Origin of the sequence: Paraburkholderia sp. J8-2 (genome assembly GCF_905220195.1) — a bacterium.
Taxonomy (GTDB): Bacteria; Pseudomonadota; Gammaproteobacteria; order Burkholderiales; family Burkholderiaceae; genus Paraburkholderia.
Genome location: NZ_CAJMZA010000002.1, coordinates 408413 through 427518 on the forward strand (window position 1 = coordinate 408413; position 19106 = coordinate 427518).

Genomic DNA, 19106 nt, shown 5'->3' on the forward strand with positions numbered 1-19106 from the left:
CGCCATGTTCAACGTCGTTCTCGTCGAACCCGAAATTCCGCCGAACACCGGCAACGTGATTCGCCTGTGCGCGAACACCGGAGCGCGGCTGCATCTGATCGAGCCGCTCGGCTTCCCCCTCGACGACACGAAGCTGCGCCGCGCGGGCCTCGATTACCACGAATACGCGCAGATGCACGTCCACGCCAACTGGGACGCCTTCATCGCCAAAGAAGCACCGGATCCGGCACGCATGTTCGCGTTCACGACGCGAGGCTCGGGCCGCTTTCACTCGCACGCCTTCCAGCCCGGCGACTGGTTCGTGTTCGGCGCGGAAACGCGCGGCCTGCCCGATGCAGTGCTCGAGCGCTTCGAAACACCGCAACGCGTACGGCTGCCGATGCGGCCGGGCAACCGCAGCCTGAATCTCTCGAACACGGTCGCGGTCGTGGTGTTCGAAGCGTGGCGTCAGGCCGGGTTCGAAGGGGGCGAATAAAGCAAATGCTACGCGTTGCCCCGCGCCGCGAGTTCATCCTCGTAGCGCGCGAGCATCGTGTTGTCGAAGCACGCGAAGATCACATGCTCGAGCGCGGGCGAATTGGGTAATGCGTCGATCACAGTCGCGACTGCAATCTTCACCGCCTCGTCGGCGGGAAAACGGTAGATGCCGCAACTGATTGCCGGAAACGCGATGCTCGTCACGCCCGCCTCGCGTGCGCAGTCGAGCGAGCGCCGGTAACACGAAGCCAGCAGATGCGCTTCATCACGGCCGCCGCCATACCAGACGGGGCCCACGGTGTGGATCACGTGTTTCGCGGGAAGGCGATAGCCGCCAGTGATTTTGGCGTCGCCGGTCGGGCAGCCGTTCAGCGTCTCGCACTCGCGCAGCAGGTCCGGCCCGGCGGCGCGATGAATCGCGCCATCCACGCCGCCGCCACCGAGCAGCGATCCGTTCGCGGCGTTGACGATCGCATCGACCTTCAACGTGGTGATGTCGACGGCCTGCGCCTCGATGCGGCACTTTCCGATGGTCAGCATACAGTCCTCCTTTGCGCTCGGGTCCCACGCAATACGCGCGTAGTTCACGCAAAGCGCAGCAGGACCGAAACGCCCTACTCCGCCTTCGCGTCGCGCCTCAGCAGCGCGCTCACGGCGTCGCGCGGCGTGACACCGTCGAACAGCACGGCGCATACCGCCTGGGTAATCGGCATCTCGATGCCATGCGCGCGCGCGAGTGCCAGCACGGCCTGCGCACAGCGCACGCCTTCGGCCACATGGCCGAGTGCGCCGAGGATGTCGTCGAGCGTGCGGCCGCTCGCGAGTTGCTTGCCCACGGTGCGGTTGCGCGAAAGGTCGCCCGTGGCCGTGAGAATGAGGTCGCCGAGGCCGGTGAGCCCCGTGAAGGTTTCCGCACGCCCGCCGAGCGTGACGCCAAGGCGCGTCATCTCCGCGAGGCCGCGCGTGATGAGCGCGGCGCGTGCATTCAGGCCGAGGCCCAAGCCATCGGCGATGCCGGTCGCGATCGCGAGTACGTTCTTGACCGCGCCGCCCACCTCGACGCCGACCACGTCGTCGCCGGTATAGATGCGCATGGCGCGGTGATGGAACGCGGCGAGCGTGCGCTCGCGGCAGTCGGCGGAGGTGCTTGCCACCGTCAACGCGACGGGCAGGCCCTCGCCCACTTCGCGCGCGAAGCTCGGCCCCGACAGCACGCCGTTGCTCGCGTGGCCGGGCAGTTCGGCGGCCACGACCTGATGCGGCATCAGTTGCGACTCAGCTTCGAAGCCCTTGCAGAGCCAGACGAAGTGCGCGGGCACGCGGCCCATGTCGCGCAGCGTGCAGAGCATGCCGCGCAGGCCCGCCACGGGCGTGGCGAGCACGACGAGATCTGCCTCGCCCGAAGCATGGTCGAGCGCGGCAGCGAGATCGGTTTCGTATTCGAGAGACTTGGGCAGCGCAACGCCCGCCAGATAGCGGGCGTTTTCATGCGTCTTGCGCAAGGTGTCGACGAGCGCGCCATCGCGCGCCCACAACAGCGTGTGATGCGCCTGGGCGAGGTGCCCTGCCAGCGCGGTGCCCCACGCTCCGGCGCCGAGAACGGCGATGTTCATTCCGATACTCCGCACCGGTAGTTCGTGGAAACGATCAACGCGCGCTTTAGTGCGTCGCGCTGCTTGCGCCGTCTTGCTGGGCGAGTTGCTGCAGGCGTTGCTCGTAGAGCGCCTGGAAGTTGATCTCGGCCAGGTGGATCGGCGGGAAGCCTGCACGCGTGATCGCGTCGGCGATGTTCGAGCGCAGGTACGGGAACAGGATGGTCGGGCAGGCGATGCCGACGAGCGGATCGACCTGTTCGGCCGGGATGTTGCGGATGTCGAAAATGCCGGCTTGCTTGGCTTCGATCAGGAACGCAACCTTGTCCTTGACCTTGGCCGTGACGGTGCCGGTGACGATGATCTCGAACACCGTATCGGCGAGGCGCTCGGCCTTGACGTCGACTTCCACTTCGACCGAAGGCATGTCCTGCTCAAGGAAGATGGCCGGCGAATTCGGCTGCTCGAGCGACATGTCCTTGAGGTAGATGCGCTGGATATTGAAGAACGGCTGGTTGTTCTCGTCAGACATGGTGTATGGCTTCCCTGATTGAATGGATCACGGCGGCATTATCGCGACATCTCGAAGTCCCGAAAATGCGCCGCACTACGGCAATGAACGGCAACAGGCCCGCGCAAGCCTCGCTGGCTCGCGCGGGCCGAAACCCTGCGTCGCTACGCCACGCTGCGCAGCCCGCCCGCGGACGAGGTCCCACGGCGATCGTGGCTGCTAATCAGGCTATGAATCAGCCTGGGCTCAGCGCCTCTAACCTCAGACGGTTTCGAGCAGCGGCGTCAAGCCGCCCGCACGGTCGAGCGCGGAGAGGTCATCGTAACCGCCCACGTGCGTCTCGCCGATGAAAACCTGAGGCACAGTACGCCGGCCGGTGCGCGTCATCATCTCTTCGCGCCGCGCCGGGTCCCGGTCGATCAGCACTTTCTCGATGTGTTCGACGCCGCGCGACTTTAAAAGACGCTCGGCCATCTGGCAATACGGGCACACCTGGGTGCTGTACATGACCACTTTGCTCACTTCGAACCTCCTTGTTTCACGACCGGCATTCCGGCCTGCTGCCAGGCGTTCACGCCGCCGTCCAGCACGTGGACCTCGGCAAAACCGGCGTCCTTCACGAGGCGCAGCGCCTTGTGCGACTGCTGGCCCGTCTGGCAGACCAGCAACACCGGGTTGCTCTTGTTCTTCACGAGCTGGCCGATCTTCGTCTCGAGTTCGCCAAATTCAACCTGGCGCGCCGACGGAAGATGGCCCTTCGCGAATTCACCCGCGGGACGCAGGTCGACCACCACGGCATTGCGGCGGTTGATGAGCTGCGTCGCCTCGGCGGTCGAAACGCCGCCGCGGCCGCCGCGCTTGAGCGTCGGCCACAGGAGCAACCCTCCTGAGATGAGGACGATCGCGATGAGTACAAGGTTGATGTAATTGGTGAAGAACGTCACGGAGGGTCCGCCGGAAAAAGGGAAAGTCAGAGAAATCGTGCGAAATCGGGTTCGGGCAATCCGCTCATTATAAAATAACCGTTTGTCGCAGGGTTACCGCCCCCCAGCCCGGGCGTGCAGCCCGCCGGACTGGACGGCCGCCATGGTGTAGCCGCGGCGTTGCGCCTCCCGTCCCCGATTACCGCTTCCTTCACTACCGACCGGCATCCTCATGTACAAACTCGTACTCATCCGCCACGGCGAATCGACGTGGAACAAGGAAAACCGCTTCACCGGCTGGGTGGACGTCGACCTCACCGAGCAGGGCAACCGCGAAGCGCAGCAGGCAGGCCAGCTACTCAAGGAGTCCGGCTACACGTTCGACATCGCCTACACCTCGGTGCTCAAGCGCGCGATCCGCACGCTCTGGCACGTGCAGGACCAGATGGACCAGATGTACCTGCCCGTGGTCCACTCGTGGCGCCTGAACGAGCGTCACTACGGCGCGCTTTCGGGCCTGAACAAGGCCGAAACGGCCGAAAAATTCGGCGACGAGCAGGTGCTGGTCTGGCGCCGCAGCTACGACACGCCGCCGCCCGCGCTCGAGCCGACCGACTCGCGCACGGCGTACAACGATCCGCGCTACGCCAGGGTGCCGCGCGAGGAACTGCCGCTCACCGAGTGCCTGAAGGACACGGTCGCGCGCGTGCTGCCGATCTGGAACGAGTCGATCGCACCGGCCATCAAGGCAGGCAAGAAGGTGGTGATCGCCGCGCACGGCAACTCGATCCGCGCGCTCGTGAAGTACCTCGACAACATCTCGGATGACGACATCGTCGGGCTGAACATCCCGAACGGCGTGCCGCTCGTCTATGAGCTGGACGAGAACCTCAAGCCCATCACGCACTACTATCTGGGCGACGCCGAAGCCATCGCGAAGGCGCAGGCCGCTGTCGCGAACCAGGGCAAGAAGGCCGGCTAAGGGTCCGCGTTTTCCTTTATCGGCCGCGTCCCGGCCGTGCCTCGTTCACGTGCCTGGTACGTTCAGGCAGCCGCCGGCCCGACGGACCGGCGGCCTCCGCAACTCGTTGCACATTCCCCTTTTCCGCTTTTCGGGTCCTGGCTGGCAAGATTGCCAGCGCCCTGCCAGCACCGCGCCAGCACTGGATTGACGGCACACGGTTTGCGAACCAGGTGCCGGCCGCACTGTCTTAGTCCCATCGTACGCGCCTTATACACAGCCACGGCGGGTGTGCAGTTATACTTGTCCGTCGCTTTTCCAATAGACGCTGCCACGCGCCTTTTCGACCGCACGCAACATACTCTATGCGAAAGAACCTGAAAAATATCGGCCTGATCGCCGCTGGCCTCGCGACCGGCGTATTTGCCACCCTGCAGATTTCCGCCGAGGCGCAGCAAACCCAGCAGACGGTCGTCGAACCGCTGCCGCTCGACCAGCTGCGGCTCTTCGCCGAAGTGTTCGGTCAAATCAAGCATGAGTACGTCACCCCGGTCGACGACAAGAAGCTTCTCACCGCCGCCATCAAGGGCATGGTGTCGAGCCTCGACCCGCACTCGTCGTATCTCGACAAGACCGACTATCAGGAGCTGCAGGAGCAGACCAAGGGTCGCTTCGCGGGTCTCGGCATCGAAATCTCGTCGGAAGACGGCCTGATCAAGGTCATCTCCCCCATCGAAGACACGCCCGCGTACCGCGCCGGCATTCGTCCGGGCGACCTCATCACGCGCATCAACGACAAGCCGGTGCGCGGCATGACGCTCGACCAGGCGGTCAAGCAGATGCGCGGCGACCCGGGCACCAAGGTCACGCTCACGATCTTCCGCAAGACCGACGACCGCACCTTCCCGCTCACCATCACGCGCGCCATCATCAAGGTGCAGAGCGTGAAGTCGAAGATCGTGGCGCCGGGCTACGCGTATATCCGCATCACGAGCTTCCAGGAGCGCACGGTCCCCGACCTCGCCCAGAAGCTGCAGGACATCGCGCGCCAGGAGCCTAACCTCAAGGGCATCATCCTCGACCTGCGCAACAACGGCGGCGGCCTGCTGCAAAGCGCCGTGGGCGTGGCGGGCGCGTTCCTGCCGCCGGATTCGGTCGTCGTTTCGACGAACGGCCAGATTCCGGACTCGAAGCAGGTCTACCGCGACACCTACGAGAACTACCGTCTGCCGTCGTTCGACGGCGACCCGCTCAAGGGCGAGGCGGCCGAGTTCAAGACGGTGCCGATGATCGTGCTGACCAACGCCTACTCGGCGTCGGCTTCCGAAATCGTGGCGGGCGCGCTGCAGGACTCCAAGCGTGCCCTCATCGTCGGCAAGACGACGTTCGGCAAGGGTTCGGTGCAGACCGTGCGCCCGATGACGGCCGACACGGCGCTGCGCCTGACCACGGCGTACTACTACACGCCGAGCGGCCGCTCGATCCAGAACAAGGGCATCCGTCCTGACATCGCGGTCGACCAGTACTCCGACGGCGATCCGGACGACGCACTCGTCACGCGCGAAGTGGACTACCAGAACCACCTCGCCAACACGCAGGACCCGGACGAGAAGAAGGAGCAGGAAGTGCGCGAGCAGGAGCGCATGGACATGCTGCGCCAGCTCGAAGAGCAGAACGACAAGAAGACGCCGGAGCAGCGCCAGAAGGATCGCGAGCGCAAGCCGGTCGAGTTCGGTTCCACCGACGACTTCATGCTCCAGCAGGCGCTGAACAAGCTCCAGGGCAAGCCTGTGGCCGAGTCGAAGTCGCCGATGGAGCGCCGCCTCGCGCAGCAGAAGCCGCCGACCTCGGCTTCCGCGCCGATCGCGGTGAAGCCGGGCGCCCTCATCATGGCGCCGGCTCCGGGCTCCGCTGCCGCGCCGGCCTCCGCTCCGGCGCCGGCCAAGTAACACGCCGTACCCGCCTCGCGACCCGCGCGTCTTGTGCGCCGGTCGCGAGGCCGCCCCTCCTCCAGCCGCTGGCGTCGTTACAATAACGGCACGGAATTTCCCCGGCGCGCGCTTCCCCATTCAGAGCCATTCGGGCTCTCGAGGTCCATCGCAGCGCCATCGAGCAAGCGCATCGCGATGAACGACGACCAACTCCTTCGCTACTCCCGCCATATCCTCGTCGACGAGATCGGCATCGAGGCGCAGCAGCGCTTTCTGAACGCACATGCCATCGTCGTGGGCGCGGGCGGCCTCGGCTCGCCGGCGGCCATGTATCTCGCGGCCTCGGGCGTCGGCACGCTCACGCTCGTCGACAACGACACGGTCGACCTCACCAACCTGCAGCGGCAGATCATGCACGAGACGGCGTCGGTGGGCCGCGCGAAGGTCGAGTCGGGCCGCGACGCCATCGCGCGCCTGAATCCCGAGGTGAAGGTGAACGCGCTGCAAACGCGCATCGACGACGCGTGGCTCGATGCACACGTGCCGGGCGCGACTGTCGTGCTCGACTGCACCGACAACTTCGCCACGCGCCACGCGATCAACCGCGCGTGTGTGAAGCACGGCGTGCCGCTCGTCTCGGGCGCGGCACTGCGTTTCGACGGGCAGATCAGCACGTTCGACTTCCGCGACGAGGCCTCGCCGTGCTACGCCTGCGTGTTCCCCGAAGATCAACCCTTCGAGGAAGTGGCGTGCTCGACGATGGGTGTGTTCGCGCCCACCGTGGGCATCATCGGCGCGATGCAGGCGGCCGAGGCGCTGCGCGTGATTGGCGGCATCGGCGCGCCGCTCGTCGGGCGGCTCATGATGCTCGACTCGCTGCGCATGGAGTGGAACACGATGCGCGTGGCGCGCCAGCCCGATTGCCCGGTGTGCGGCGAGCGGCACCGGCACGCGTGATGCGCTCAAGAATCTGGACACAAAAAAGCCCCGGACCTGCCGGGGCTTTTTTGCATTTGCGCGTGTGTGCGCATAGAGACGTTCAGGCTTGCGCCACACGCTGCAGCGCCGCCTGCAACTCCTCGGGCTCGTAAGCGGCCAGCACTTCCGACACCGGCTTTTCCAGCGCCTTGAGCTGCGAGCGCAGGATCTCCTGCTTCACCACGAGCAACTGGCTCGGATGCATCGAAAACTCGGTGAGCCCCATGCCGAGCAGCAAGCGCGTAAACGCCGGGTCACCCGCCATTTCCCCGCACACCGAAACCGGCACCCCTGCGCGCTTCGCCTCGCGCAGCGTATGGGCGATCAGCTGCAGCACGGCCGGATGCAGCGGATCGTACAGCTCGGCCACCGCGTTGTCGGCCCGGTCGATGGCGAGCGCGTACTGGATCAGGTCGTTGGTGCCGATCGAGAGGAAGTCGAGACGGCGCAGGAACATCGGCAGCGCGAGCGCCGCCGCCGGGATCTCGATCATCGCGCCGATCTGGATGTTGGGGTCGTAGGCGAAACCGGCGTCGTCGAGCTGGCGCTTCGCCTCGCGGATCAGGTCGAGCGTCTGATCGATCTGCTGCGCGTGCGCGAGCATCGGAATCAGGATCTTGACCGAACCGAACGCCGAGGCGCGCAGGATCGCACGCAACTGCGTGAGGAACATCTGCGGCTCGGAAAGGCTCCAGCGAATCGCACGCAGGCCGAGCGCGGGGTTCGCCGCCGTCTCAAAGCCGTCGCTGCCGCTCATGGCGTCGAGCGGCTTGTCCGCACCCACGTCGATCGTACGGATCGTCACGGGCAGCCCGTTCATGAGCTCCACCGCGCGGCGGTAGGCCGCGAACTGCTCGTCCTCCTCCGGCAAGTGGTCCTTGTGATTCATGAACAGGAACTCGGTGCGAAAGAGACCCACGCCCGTCGCGCCGGAGTCGAGCGCGGCCTGCGCGTCGTCGGGCAGCTCGATGTTCGCGTAGAGCTGGATCTTCGCGCCGCACAGCGTTTGCGTGGGCGAGAACTTCAGGCGCTGGAGCTTGCGCCGCTCGAGCGCCATCTCACTTTGCCGGTAGGTGTACTCCTCCAGCACGATGGGTGCGGGATCGACGATCACGACGCCATGATCGCCATCGACGATGATGAGATCGTCCTGACGGATCAGCGCGCTCGCCTGCTGCATACCGACGGCCGCCGGAATGCCCAGACTGCGCGCGACAATGGCCGTATGCGAGGTGCGCCCGCCGAGATCGGTCACGAAGCCCTGGAAGGTTTGCCCCTTGAACTGCAGCATGTCGGCAGGCGCGATGTCGTGCGCGACGACGATCATCTCGTCGCAGCCGCCGTGCAGCGACGAGGGCATGGCGCCCGCGAGCGACTTCAGCACGCGCTCCACGACCTGTTCGATATCGGCCTTGCGCTCGCGCAGGTACTCGTCCTCCACGTCGTCGAAGTGGCGCGAGAGGCGTTCGAGCTGTTCGGTAAGCGCCCACTCCACATTGAAGCGGCGCGTGCGGATGAGGTCGATGGTCTCCTGCACGAGCATCACGTCGTTCAGGATCATGAGGTGCACGCCGATGAACGCGCCCATTTCGGAAGGGGCGTCGGCGGCGAGGTCGGCGCGCAGCGTGTCGAGCTCCAGTTCCACGGCCTGAAGCGCGGCGCGAAAGCGCACGATTTCGTCTTCGATCTGCGCGGGCTCGATGAGGTAGTGGTCGACGTCGAGCGCAGCCGGGGCGATCAGATACGCTCGCCCGATGGCAATACCGCGTGATACGGGAATTCCATGCAGCGTGAACGGCACGCGCACCTCCTCTGTTATTTGATGCTGCGGCAAACCGCTGCAATGCGCTCTCTCAGACCCCGGCGATGATTATAAATTCCGGCGCGGCCAAATGTGGCCATGCATACCTGTTCGCGCCTTACTGCGGCGTTGTGCTGCAGTGCCCGGCGCACCAATGAAAACGCCGCGGCAAACCGCGGCGTTTCAAGCAAGGCGCAACGACCGTGCGCGTCTTACTGACCTTCACCAAACTTGTCGGCGATCAGCTTGAGCAGCGCGCTCATGGCGTCGGCCTCGTCGGGGCCTTCGGTTTCGATCATCACCGTGCTGCCGATACCTGCCGCCAGCATCATGACCCCCATGATGCTCTTGGCGTTGATGCGGCGGCCGTTGCGGCTCATCCAGATTTCCGCCTGATAGTTGCCTGCGAGCTGCGTCAGCTTCGCCGACGCCCGCGCGTGCAGGCCGAGTTTATTCACGATGGTCGTTTCTTGTTGCAGCATAGGTCGATCCGGACGCAGTGTGTGGAAGTGTGACTGGGGTCTTTCGGTGTGCCTTGTTGTTGGCTTTTGGTGCCGCGACGCCGCTTCAGGCGGCGCCTGCCGGCCTCAATACGCCCGCCGCGACGCCGCCTGTACAAGCCGCGCCTAGCGTTGCCGCGGCCGGTTGGCTTGCGCCCTGGCCTGCGGCCTGATTGGGGGGCTGAGTTGCGGCGAGCTTGGTCGCGTCGGCAGCGCCTTCGGCGCAGGGCGCGGGCGGGCAGCCGCATTCGCTCGCCGCGGCCGCAACGGGCGGCATGGTCGGCCCGATCGTCTGGACGCCCTTGCTCGCGCCGGCGAGCGCCTTTTCGACGAGCGTGTCGAGCGGCGTCGCGCGGTAACACACGGCGCGCACCAGCATCGGCAGATTCACGCCGGCCAGCACGCGCACCTCGGGCACCGTGGCAAGACGCGCCGCGATGTTCGAAGGCGTAGCGCCGAACATGTCGGTCAACACGAGCGCGCCGTTATCCTCGCGCAAGCGCTCGATCTCCGAATTGGCTTTGGCGACCACTTCAGCCGGGTCGCTGTCGGGGAGCACGTCGAGCGCGCCGATACGCGCCGGACAACCGCCATAGATATGCGCGATGCACTCGCGTAGCGCGGTGGCGAGCGGTGCGTGCGCAATGATCAGAATCCCTGCCATGTCAGCTTGACTGCAAAAAACGGCTCAGTTGATGCCGGGACGTTTCGTCAATCGCGTCCTGCAGCGCCGAGCCTGCGGCCAGCCGTGGGCTCGCAGGGTCGGAACACGCGCCGCGCGGCAGCCAGATCGCTTTACGACGCAGGCTCGCCAGCCCGGAACGCGGGCTCGCGGCATTGTAGCAGGGTCATTTTCGCGCACGCGAGGCGGTTTTGCTCACAGCGGCGACAGGTGTCGCGCGCGATTCACAAACGCCAGGCAAGTACGCGACCTTTCGTGGTCCGAAACTGCCCGCCAGCCAAGGTCTTGATGGAGCGCCCGCCCTGCAAGACGCCCACAGCCGGCAGATGCCGCCATACATGCGGCTTTCAAGTGCGCATTCCAGGTGCGGCCTTCAAATGCGCCCCGGCCAACGTTTCGGGGCCAAACCCAGCTCAGGCCGCCGCACGCTCCAGCGCGTCGATAAACATGGCGGCCACGTCGAAGCCCGTCTGCTCCATGATTTCGCGGAAACACGTCGGGCTCGTGACGTTGACCTCGGTGAGCCAGTCGCCGATGGCATCGAGCCCCACGAGCAGCAGGCCGCGAGCCGCGAGCGTCGGGCCGAGCGCTTTCGCGATCTCCAGATCGCGCGCCGTGAGCGGCTGCGCGACGCCCAGTCCGCCCGCCGCCAGATTGCCGCGCACCTCATTGCCCTGAGGAATGCGCGCGAGCGAGTACGGCACCGGCTCGCCGCCGATCAGCAGAATGCGCTTGTCGCCGGCCTTGATCTCGGGGATGAACTTCTGCGCCATCACGCTGCGCGCGCCGTCATGGCTCAGCATCTCGATGATCGAGCCGAGGTTCATGCCGTCCGCCTTCACGCGGAACACGCCCATGCCGCCCATGCCGTCGAGCGGCTTCAGGATCACGTCCTGATGCTCTTCGTGGAACTTGCGCAGGCGCGCCGCGCTGCGCGTGACGAGCGTGGGCGCGACGAACTGCGGAAACTCGCCGATGGCGAGCTTTTCCGAGTGATCGCGAATCGACTGCGGCTTGTTGAAGATCTTCGCGCCTGCGCGCTCGGCAATCTCCAGCAGCCACGTGGACGTCACGTACTCCATGTCGAACGGCGGGTCCTTGCGCATGATCACGGCGTCGAAGCCCGTGAGCGCGCGCGCATCGGGTGAGTCCTTGAACCACGTTTCACGATGCAGGTCCGCCGTATCGCCGACGATCTCGAAGCGCCGCACATCGGCTTCGACCTGGCCGTTCACCCATGCGAGGTGCTGCGGCTCGCACGCGAAAAGCGTGTGGCCGCGCTTCGCGGCCTCGGCCATCATCGCGTAGGTCGAGTCCTTGTAGATCTTGAACCGTTCGAGCGGATCGGCGATGAAGAGAATGTCCATATCGTCCCTGCGTTGTCCCTGGTGTCATGACGGCAACGCCCGCACGGGGCGGGCGCTGCGTTGAATTGTCCGAATAATGACGGACGAGGTGTAGGTGCCGGTCAGACCTGGATCGCCTCGGGGTCGGTCTTCTCCAGCTCGACCGACGCCGCCAGCAAACCGAGCCGCGCCACCACGCCGTACATGTAGAAGCGGTTCGGCGGCGCCGCGCCCGCTTTCGCGCGCGTGTCGGGCAGCGCCGTGTGCTCGAAGCCGAGCGGCACGAAGTGCATGCCCGGCGCGTTCAGGTTCTGGTCGCGCTCGCGGCTGCCGTGCGCGCGGTAGAAGCCGCCCACCACGTAGCGGTCGATCATGTACACGACCGGCTCGGCCACTTCGTCGCCGATATGCTCGAACGTGTAGACGCCTTCCTGCACGATCACGTCGCGCACTTCGAGCCCGTCCTTCGTGGCCGACATCTTCGCACGTTCGCGCTTCGTGAGTGCGGCGACCTCCGAGGCGTCGTGCACCGTCATCACGCCGCGGCCGTCCGTGCCGGCGTCGGACTTGATGACGACATAGGGCTTTTCGGTGATGCCGTACTCGCGATACTTCTTCGCGATCTTCTTGAGCACGGCGTCGATGGCGGTGGCGAGCTGCTCCTCACCCGTGCGCGCCTCGAAGTCCACGCCTTCCACGTGCGCGAAGTACGGATTGATCATCCACGGGTCCACGCCCACCATCTTCGCGAACTTCTTCGCCACGTCGTCGTAGCACGAGAAGTGCGTGGACTTGCGGCGCACCGCCCAGCCCGCGTGCAGCGGCGGCAGCACGTACTGCTCGTGCAGGTTTTCGAGCACGGGCGGAATGCCGCCGGAAAGATCGTTATTCAGCAGGATCGAGCACGGGTCGAAGTTCTTCAGACCGAGGCGCCGCTGCGAACGCTCGAGCGGTTCGAGCACAATCTTCTGGCCGTCCGCGAGCGAAATCGTCACCGGCCCGGCGATGGTGTCGTCGAGCGTGCCGAAGCGCACGTTCAGGCCCGCCTGGCGCATGATCGTGGCGAGGCGTGCGACGTTCTCCAGGTAGAACGCGTTGCGCGTGTGCATCTCCGGAATCACGAGCAGGTTCTTGGCGTCCGGGCAGATCTTTTCGATGGCGGCCATGGCCGCCTGCACGGCGAGCGGCAGCACTTCCTGCGGCAAGCAGTGGAAGGCGCCGGGAAACAGGTTGGTGTCGACGGGCGCGAGCTTGAAACCGGCGTTGCGCAGGTCGACCGAAGCGTAGAACGGCGGCGTGTGCTCCTGCCATTCGAGGCGGAACCAGCGCTCGATGGCCGGCGTCGCGTCGAGGATGCGCTGCTCCAGCTCGAGGAGCGGGCCATTCAACGCCGTAACCAGATGCGGGACCATAAGGGGTGACTCGCAGACAAAATGCTTTGATTGTAGGGAAACCGGTCGGTTATCTGGGGACGATTGCGCCAGTTGCAAGACGGATTTGCCCTCATGAATTCCGTCATGAAATCCCTTCAGTGCAGTAGGGGCAATTGCCGGTTCCGCCCGTGCGGATATTCACGCCGGATATCCATTCTGGACCGCCCGCGCCGCCCGGCGCAATTGGGCACACGGATTGAAGGGGCACTATGCGAACGCGCGGGCGGGACGCTTATTCCCTTGCGCATCGACCGGCGCACGGACCCACTCCGGCCCCAGCACGGCCCCCAAAAAAGAAAAGGGCCCGCCAAAAAGGCGGGCCCAGGTCGCTGCTTGCTGCCCTGCTAGATCAAACCGTCGAGAACGGCGCGTTTATTCCACGCGCTCGCCATGCAGAACCACATCCAGACCTTCGCGCTCGTCTTCTTCCGAAACGCGCAGGCCCATGACCATGTCGATCACCTTCAGCAGGATGAAGCTCACCACGCCGCTGTAGATGAGGGTCGTGAGCACGCCCTTGATCTGCAGGACGATGCTGCCATCCGCGCCGCCGATGTCCTTCACCGCGAACACGCCGGTCAGAATCGCGCCGATGATGCCGCCGATGCCGTGCACGCCGAATGCGTCGAGCGAATCGTCGTAGCCGAGCTTGCCCTTGAGCCACGTAGCCGACCAGAAGCAGACCACGCCCGCCACCACACCGATCACGATCGCGCCGAGCACACCGACGAAGCCCGATGCCGGCGTAACTGCCACGAGACCTGCCACTGCGCCCGAAGCGATGCCGAGCACCGAAGGCTTGCCCTTGGCGATCCACTCCGCAAACATCCAGCCGAGTGCTGCGCAGGCGGTAGCGATTTGCGTCGTGAGCATCGCGAAGCCGGCACGGCCGTCAGCCGCGACTGCCGAACCCGCGTTGAAGCCGAACCAGCCCACCCACAGCATGGCCGCACCCATCAGCGTGAGCGTGAGGTTGTGCGGAGCCATCACTTCGCGGCCGTAGCCAACCCGCTTGCCGAGCACGAGGCAGCACACCAGACCCGCGATACCGGCGTTGATGTGCACGACCGTGCCGCCTGCGAAGTCGAGGATGCCGGCGCTGGCGAGCCAGCCGGTCGGTTCCCAGACCATGTGCGCGATCGGCGAGTAGACGATGATCGACCACAGCGACATGAACACGAGCATCGCCGAGAACTTCATGCGATCGGCAAACGCACCGGTGATCAGCGCCGGCGTGATGATCGCGAACGTCATCTGATAGACGAAGTACACGGTCTCGGGGATGGTCGGCGCGAGGTGGCTCACGGTGAGCGTCGTCGCCTTGTCGCCCTTGATGTAGTTCATACCCTCAAGGAAGATGCGCGAGAAGCCGCCGATGAACGAGCCGCCCGGCGTGAACGCGATGGAGTAGCCCACCACCGTCCAGATCACCGTGACCACACAGGTGATCGCGAAGCTTTGCATGAGCGTGGCAAGCACGTTCTTCTTGCGGACCATGCCGCCGTAGAACAGCGCGAGGCCCGGGATCGTCATGAACAGCACGAGCGCGGTGGAAGTCAGCATCCAGGCGGTGTCGCCCGAATTGATCTTCGACGAATCGACCGAGAACGGCGCGGTCGGTGCGGCGGGCGCGGCGGCTGCGGCTGCAGCCGATGCGTCTGCCGGGGCGCTGGCGGCGGCTGCCGGTGCCGAAGCGGCGTCGGCGGCAGGCGCCGAAGCCGGTGCGGCGGCCGTTGCGTCAGGCGCCGAAGCGGCGGCCGCCGGTGCGGAAGCCGCGGCGGGCGCGGATGCGTCGTCCGCAAGCGCGGCGCCGACGCCGCCGGCCAGCAGCGAGCCAGCCATCATCAGGGACATCAAAAGTTTGCGCATCTCGGTTTCCTCTTTCCTCTTGTCTCGGTCTCTTTAGGCCTTACTGCGGGCTTTACAGTGCGTCGGCGCCGGTCTCGCCGGTGCGGATGCGGATCACTTGTTCGATCGGCGTGACGAAAATCTTGCCGTCGCCGATCTTGCCCGTGCGGGCCGCGCGTTCGACCGCCTCGATGGCCTGCTCGACGATGTCGTCGGCCACGGCGGCTTCAATCTTCACCTTCGGCAGAAAGTCCACGACATACTCCGCGCCGCGGTACAGCTCGGTGTGCCCCTTCTGGCGACCAAAGCCTTTCACCTCCGTCACCGTGATCCCCGACACGCCGATTGCCGAGAGGGCTTCGCGCGCCTCATCGAGCTTGAAGGGCTTGATGATTGCTGTAATCAGTTTCATGTAGTCCTCGCTGTGGTTTGCTTCATACCTTTGTTTGCTTCTGCAACGGGCGCCTTGCGAGCGGCGCATGATGCGTAACCGCCCCGCTGGCGCACCGTGAGCCAACCGTCGTTCGGTGCGCGGGGCAGTAGTAGCAACACCCGTGCCAATATGCTGCACCCGGTCTGCAACGCCGATCTGATGGACTTCGATGCAAGCGCGCCCAAAGCCGTGGACAATGCCGGTCCGCGCCTTGAGGGGCGCGGCGCGCAAGGCCCTGGCCGAACGGCCAGCGTGAGGCGCGCGCGGTGGCGTGGCGGGGGGAACGTTGCTACAGTGTTCTCAGGCATCGCTGCCGCGCTGGGAGCCGCATAGCGGCTGGAATTGGCCCGCTGAGCCGCCGCGCGAAGCACACTGGCCTGCGGTGCGCACCAGTTGCGCGCACACGTGGCCGTGGCCCTGCGAGTTCGCACCAAGATCGATCACGGTTCGTCGCGGGGCACAGGCGAAACAAAACTTGCACATTTTTTGTGCAGCGAAGGGGAATCGAATGAAGCAACCAAACGACGTATTCAATGATCTGCAGTCCCGCGTGAGCGATCTGCTGAAGAACTCGCCGGCGCGCGATGTCGAGCGCAATGTGCGCGCAATGTTGTCGCAAGGCTTTTCGAAGCTGGACCTCGTCACGCGCGAGGAATTCGACGCGCAAACGCAGGTGCTCGTGCGCACGCGCCAACGCCTCGAAGAACTCGAGCGCCGCGTGGCCGAACTCGAACAAAAGCTGCCGGTGACTAGCCAGTCCTCCTGATCATTTCGTTGCGCATTCCTGTGCGCAATTGAGTGCAGCACCCTTGCCGCACCGCCGCAAGCGATTCGTACGTGAAACGCAATGGAACCGTAAAGGGGCATACGCCTCACCAGCCTGGCGCATGCATGGCGCGCGAAGTTTGTCAGTACAACGCGCGCGCCACGCCAGCATGCGAGCCTTCCGGAGAATCCCATGTCGCTTGCCGTGGTGCGCAGCCGCGCGCCGGCTGCTGGCCGCGCGCCCGAAGTCACCGTAGAAGTCCATCTCGCCAACGGGCTGCCGTCGTTTTCCATCGTTGGGCTGCCCGATCTCGAAGTGCGCGAAAGCCGCAAGCGCGTGCGCGCCGCGCTCTCGAACTGCGGCTTCGATTTCCCGGTGAGGCGAATTACCGTCAACCTCGCGCCGGCTGATTTGCCCAAGGAATCAGGCCGCTTCGATTTGCCAATCGCGCTCGGCATTCTCGCGGCAAGCGGGCAGCTTCCGGCTGCGGCGCTCGCGCACCGCGAGTTCGCGGGCGAGCTTTCGCTCACGGGCGCCGTGCGGCCGATGCGCGGTGCGTTCGCCATGGCATGCGGCACCGCCCGCGCACACAGGGAGCGCGCAGCGCGTGTGGACGACGCGGCATCGCCCGGCCAGGGCGAGATCCTTCGCATTCCTGATACTGAGACCGACGAAGCAACGCTCGCTCTCGCGCCTACGCCGCGCGAGCGCTCAGGCGTGCCCGAGCTTTATCTGCCTGCACAAAACGCCGTCGAAGCGGCGCTCGTGCCGGGGGTCGCGGTGTATGGCGCGGCCGACCTGCGCTCGCTCTGCGCGCACCTTGCAGGCGCCGACCCCGAAGCGCGCCTCGCCCCCGTGCGTGCGAGCGCCCTCGACGCCGCCCCCGGCGCCACGCCCCTCGATATGGCCGACGTGGTGGGCCAGCGCGGCGCGCGCCGGGCGCTCGAAGTCGCCGCGGCCGGCGGACATCATCTGTTGATGGTCGGGCCGCCCGGCGCTGGCAAGTCGATGCTCGCCGCGCGCCTGCCCGGACTCCTGCCCCTCATGACCGAAGACGAAGCGCTAGCTTCCGCCTCCCTGCTCTCGGCCAGCGCGATCGGCTTCACACCGCAGCAGTGGCGGCAGCGGCCGTTTCGCGCGCCGCACCACTCGTCGAGCGCGGCCGCGCTGATCGGCGGGCGCAATCCGCCGCAACCGGGCGAGATCACGCTCGCACATTTAGGTGTCCTGTTCCTCGATGAGTTGCCCGAATTCGACCGCCACGTGCTCGAAACGCTGCGCGAGCCGCTCGAAGTGGGGTCGATCACCATTTCGCGCGCCGCGTGGCAAACCGACTTTCCCGCTGCGTGTCAGCTCGTTGCCGCGATGAACCCCTGTCCGTGCGGCTGGCGCGGCGACCCCGCAGGGCGCTGCCGCTGCACGCCCGAAAGCGCCGCGCGCTATTTGCGCAAGCTCTCGGGACCGCTGCTGGACCGCATCGACATCCAGATCGAGATTCCCGCGCTGCCGCCCGCCGAACTGGCCGCTCGCGCCAGCACGCGTGCCGAACCGAGCGCCGCGATCGCCGCTCGCGTGCAGGCGGCGCGCGAGCGGCAGTTGGCGCGTCAGGGCAAAACCAATCGCGAATTGACCGGCCGCGAGACCGACGCGGTCTGCCAGCCGGACGCTGCAGGTGAAACGCTGCTGCGCGAAGCGGGCGAGCGCTTCGGCTGGTCGGCGCGCGCGCACTATCGGGTGCTCAAGGTCGCGCGCACGATTGCGGACCTCGCCGGCGCGTCCATGCCCGAGGCCGCGCATGTGGCAGAGGCCGTGCAATACCGGCGGGTGTTTGCGGAACGTTAGCGAGGCACAGTCAATTTCGGTGGCGTAAGCCGCTGAGCTTGTGCCGCCCGGGAATGTGAATAGCACCAATAAATCGAAGTCAAGCCTTGACTTATGCACACTTCGTCGTGTTTGCCCCGGATTTGTTCATGGTTCGCATTACGCGCCGGCTGGTTTGATAACTCCTTGATTCTTCTGATTTTCTGGATTTACAGAAAAGCGGCCAAAACTAACAGAAAGCCCACAGGACGGCCCTTTCCGGCCAACGCGGCGTTGTTTTCCACAAAGTTACCCACAGCTCCTGTGGGTAACCGGTAAACCCTCAATCAAATCCGATAATTAGCGTGTTTACCTGCTGCGCAACATTCACTTCGACCGCCAAACGCCCACCGCAGCGAGAGCCAAACATCGCTTCACAAGCTGTGCTGCGGAGTCCCGAATCTCAGTACAGCTTGAAAGATCCGAAGAATTGGTCGACCTGCTCGACCGGCGGCTCGGTGCGACCGACAATCGCCACCTGATAGGCCCGTGCGCCCTTCGCGACGAGCCGCGCGTGGATCGTGCGCGACTCGCCGTTGGCGCCCGCCTTGCCGGCCATGTGCATTTCCACGCCTTCGATCGAGCCGCCCGTTGCAAGCGGCACCGCCACTGCGCGCGCGTCGGGCGGCGCGCCCACGTTGCGCGCGAGGCCTGCGCGCAGGAAGTCGAGCGCCTTTTGCTGCGTCGCGGGCTGCGCGTCGGGCAGATCGAGCGTGCCGATGACGAACACGTCGCCGGCGACTTCGGCCGTCTGAACGCGCATGCGCATCGGCGTGCCATTCACGTCGATGCGGCGCTCGTCCTTGTCCGGCTTGGCCGGCAGGTCGATCGAGTAGCCGCTCGCGTCGTTCGAAATCGTGCGCCAGTCGTAGGTGGGCGAGCACGCAGCCAGCGCGAACGCCGTGGCAAGCAGGCCCAGCATCGCCGCGCGGGCAGCGACGATAGCGCGCAGCGACGGGTTCAACGGGAGGCGGGCACGGCGAAGGATGTCCAGGACCATGGGGCGCGGTTTGTCACGGGAGTGAAAGGTGCGCGACATTATCCGCCGGCGCATACCCGGATGT

19 protein-coding genes are annotated in these 19106 nt (G+C 65.6%); 6 read left to right on the forward strand and 13 right to left on the reverse strand.

What is annotated here, in order from left to right:
• The first annotated feature begins 4 nt into the window (after positions 1-4).
• Positions 5-475: a tRNA (uridine(34)/cytosine(34)/5-carboxymethylaminomethyluridine(34)-2'-O)-methyltransferase TrmL gene (trmL, locus tag U5A52_RS07105; protein ID WP_321934359.1), complete on the forward strand. Its 471-nt coding sequence runs from the start codon at positions 5-7 to the stop codon at positions 473-475.
• Between the two features lie 8 nt (positions 476-483).
• Here trmL and U5A52_RS07110 read toward each other — a convergent pair whose 3' ends face one another.
• From U5A52_RS07110 to U5A52_RS07130, 5 genes are all read right to left on the reverse strand, one after another.
• Positions 484-1017, reverse strand: coding sequence for an O-acetyl-ADP-ribose deacetylase (locus tag U5A52_RS07110; protein WP_321934360.1), 534 nt, complete (start codon positions 1015-1017; stop codon positions 484-486).
• Positions 1018-1091: 74 nt separating this feature from the next.
• A complete protein-coding gene (locus U5A52_RS07115; protein ID WP_321907603.1) occupies positions 1092-2090 on the reverse strand; it encodes an NAD(P)H-dependent glycerol-3-phosphate dehydrogenase in 999 nt (332 codons plus the stop codon).
• Positions 2091-2136: 46 nt separating this feature from the next.
• A complete protein-coding gene (secB, locus tag U5A52_RS07120; protein WP_133185322.1) occupies positions 2137-2601 on the reverse strand; it encodes a protein-export chaperone SecB in 465 nt (154 codons plus the stop codon).
• Between the two features lie 240 nt (positions 2602-2841).
• Positions 2842-3102, reverse strand: coding sequence for a glutaredoxin 3 (gene grxC / locus U5A52_RS07125; protein WP_321907600.1), 261 nt, complete (start codon positions 3100-3102; stop codon positions 2842-2844).
• Positions 3099-3524 (reverse strand): rhodanese-like domain-containing protein, encoded by a 426-nt coding sequence (locus U5A52_RS07130; RefSeq protein WP_042270087.1) that lies wholly within the window; start codon positions 3522-3524, stop codon positions 3099-3101. The genes grxC and U5A52_RS07130 overlap by 4 nt, the downstream gene beginning before the upstream one ends.
• Positions 3525-3735: 211 nt before the next feature.
• Between U5A52_RS07130 and gpmA the strand changes: the two genes are divergently transcribed.
• The 3 genes from gpmA (at position 3736) to U5A52_RS07145 (ending at position 7352) form a co-directional block, all read left to right on the forward strand.
• Positions 3736-4485 carry a 2,3-diphosphoglycerate-dependent phosphoglycerate mutase gene (gpmA, locus tag U5A52_RS07135; RefSeq protein WP_321907599.1) on the forward strand — a complete coding sequence of 250 codons (750 nt, stop codon included), beginning with the start codon at positions 3736-3738 and terminating at the stop codon, positions 4483-4485.
• Between the two features lie 344 nt (positions 4486-4829).
• Complete coding sequence (locus tag U5A52_RS07140) at positions 4830-6413, forward strand: S41 family peptidase (RefSeq protein ID WP_321907598.1); 1584 nt, start codon at positions 4830-4832, stop codon at positions 6411-6413.
• 177 nt (positions 6414-6590) lie between these two features.
• Positions 6591-7352 carry a molybdopterin-synthase adenylyltransferase MoeB gene (locus U5A52_RS07145; protein ID WP_321907596.1) on the forward strand — a complete coding sequence of 254 codons (762 nt, stop codon included), beginning with the start codon at positions 6591-6593 and terminating at the stop codon, positions 7350-7352.
• A gap of 82 nt (positions 7353-7434) precedes the next feature.
• On the opposite strand, the gene ptsP is transcribed toward U5A52_RS07145, so the two are convergent.
• From ptsP to U5A52_RS07180, 7 genes are all read right to left on the reverse strand, one after another.
• The gene (gene ptsP, locus U5A52_RS07150) at positions 7435-9174 is read right to left on the reverse strand and encodes a phosphoenolpyruvate--protein phosphotransferase (protein WP_321934361.1); all 1740 of its coding nucleotides are present in this window, start codon (positions 9172-9174) and stop codon (positions 7435-7437) included.
• 212 nt (positions 9175-9386) lie between these two features.
• The gene (locus U5A52_RS07155) at positions 9387-9656 is read right to left on the reverse strand and encodes an HPr family phosphocarrier protein (RefSeq protein ID WP_028201809.1); all 270 of its coding nucleotides are present in this window, start codon (positions 9654-9656) and stop codon (positions 9387-9389) included.
• 85 nt (positions 9657-9741) lie between these two features.
• Positions 9742-10338 (reverse strand): PTS sugar transporter subunit IIA, encoded by a 597-nt coding sequence (locus U5A52_RS07160; protein ID WP_321907591.1) that lies wholly within the window; start codon positions 10336-10338, stop codon positions 9742-9744.
• 431 nt (positions 10339-10769) lie between these two features.
• Positions 10770-11723, reverse strand: a complete 954-nt coding sequence (gene gshB / locus U5A52_RS07165) for a glutathione synthase (protein WP_321907589.1) — start codon at positions 11721-11723, stop codon at positions 10770-10772.
• A gap of 101 nt (positions 11724-11824) precedes the next feature.
• Positions 11825-13114, reverse strand: coding sequence for a glutamate--cysteine ligase (gene gshA, locus U5A52_RS07170; protein ID WP_321907588.1), 1290 nt, complete (start codon positions 13112-13114; stop codon positions 11825-11827).
• Positions 13115-13507: 393 nt separating this feature from the next.
• Entirely contained in the window at positions 13508-15004 is a 1497-nt protein-coding gene (locus U5A52_RS07175) for an ammonium transporter (protein ID WP_321907586.1), read from the reverse strand.
• A gap of 52 nt (positions 15005-15056) precedes the next feature.
• A complete protein-coding gene (locus U5A52_RS07180) occupies positions 15057-15395 on the reverse strand; it encodes a P-II family nitrogen regulator (protein ID WP_028201804.1) in 339 nt (112 codons plus the stop codon).
• 529 nt (positions 15396-15924) lie between these two features.
• On the opposite strand from U5A52_RS07180, the gene U5A52_RS07185 reads away from it, so the two are divergent.
• Both U5A52_RS07185 and U5A52_RS07190 read left to right on the forward strand, forming a co-directional pair.
• A complete protein-coding gene (locus U5A52_RS07185) occupies positions 15925-16182 on the forward strand; it encodes an accessory factor UbiK family protein (protein ID WP_028201802.1) in 258 nt (85 codons plus the stop codon).
• Between the two features lie 192 nt (positions 16183-16374).
• Positions 16375-18024 (forward strand): YifB family Mg chelatase-like AAA ATPase, encoded by a 1650-nt coding sequence (locus U5A52_RS07190; RefSeq protein WP_321934362.1) that lies wholly within the window; start codon positions 16375-16377, stop codon positions 18022-18024.
• 421 nt (positions 18025-18445) lie between these two features.
• On the opposite strand, the gene U5A52_RS07195 is transcribed toward U5A52_RS07190, so the two are convergent.
• A complete protein-coding gene (locus U5A52_RS07195; protein ID WP_321934363.1) occupies positions 18446-19042 on the reverse strand; it encodes a hypothetical protein in 597 nt (198 codons plus the stop codon).
• Between the last annotated feature and the right edge of the window lie 64 nt (positions 19043-19106).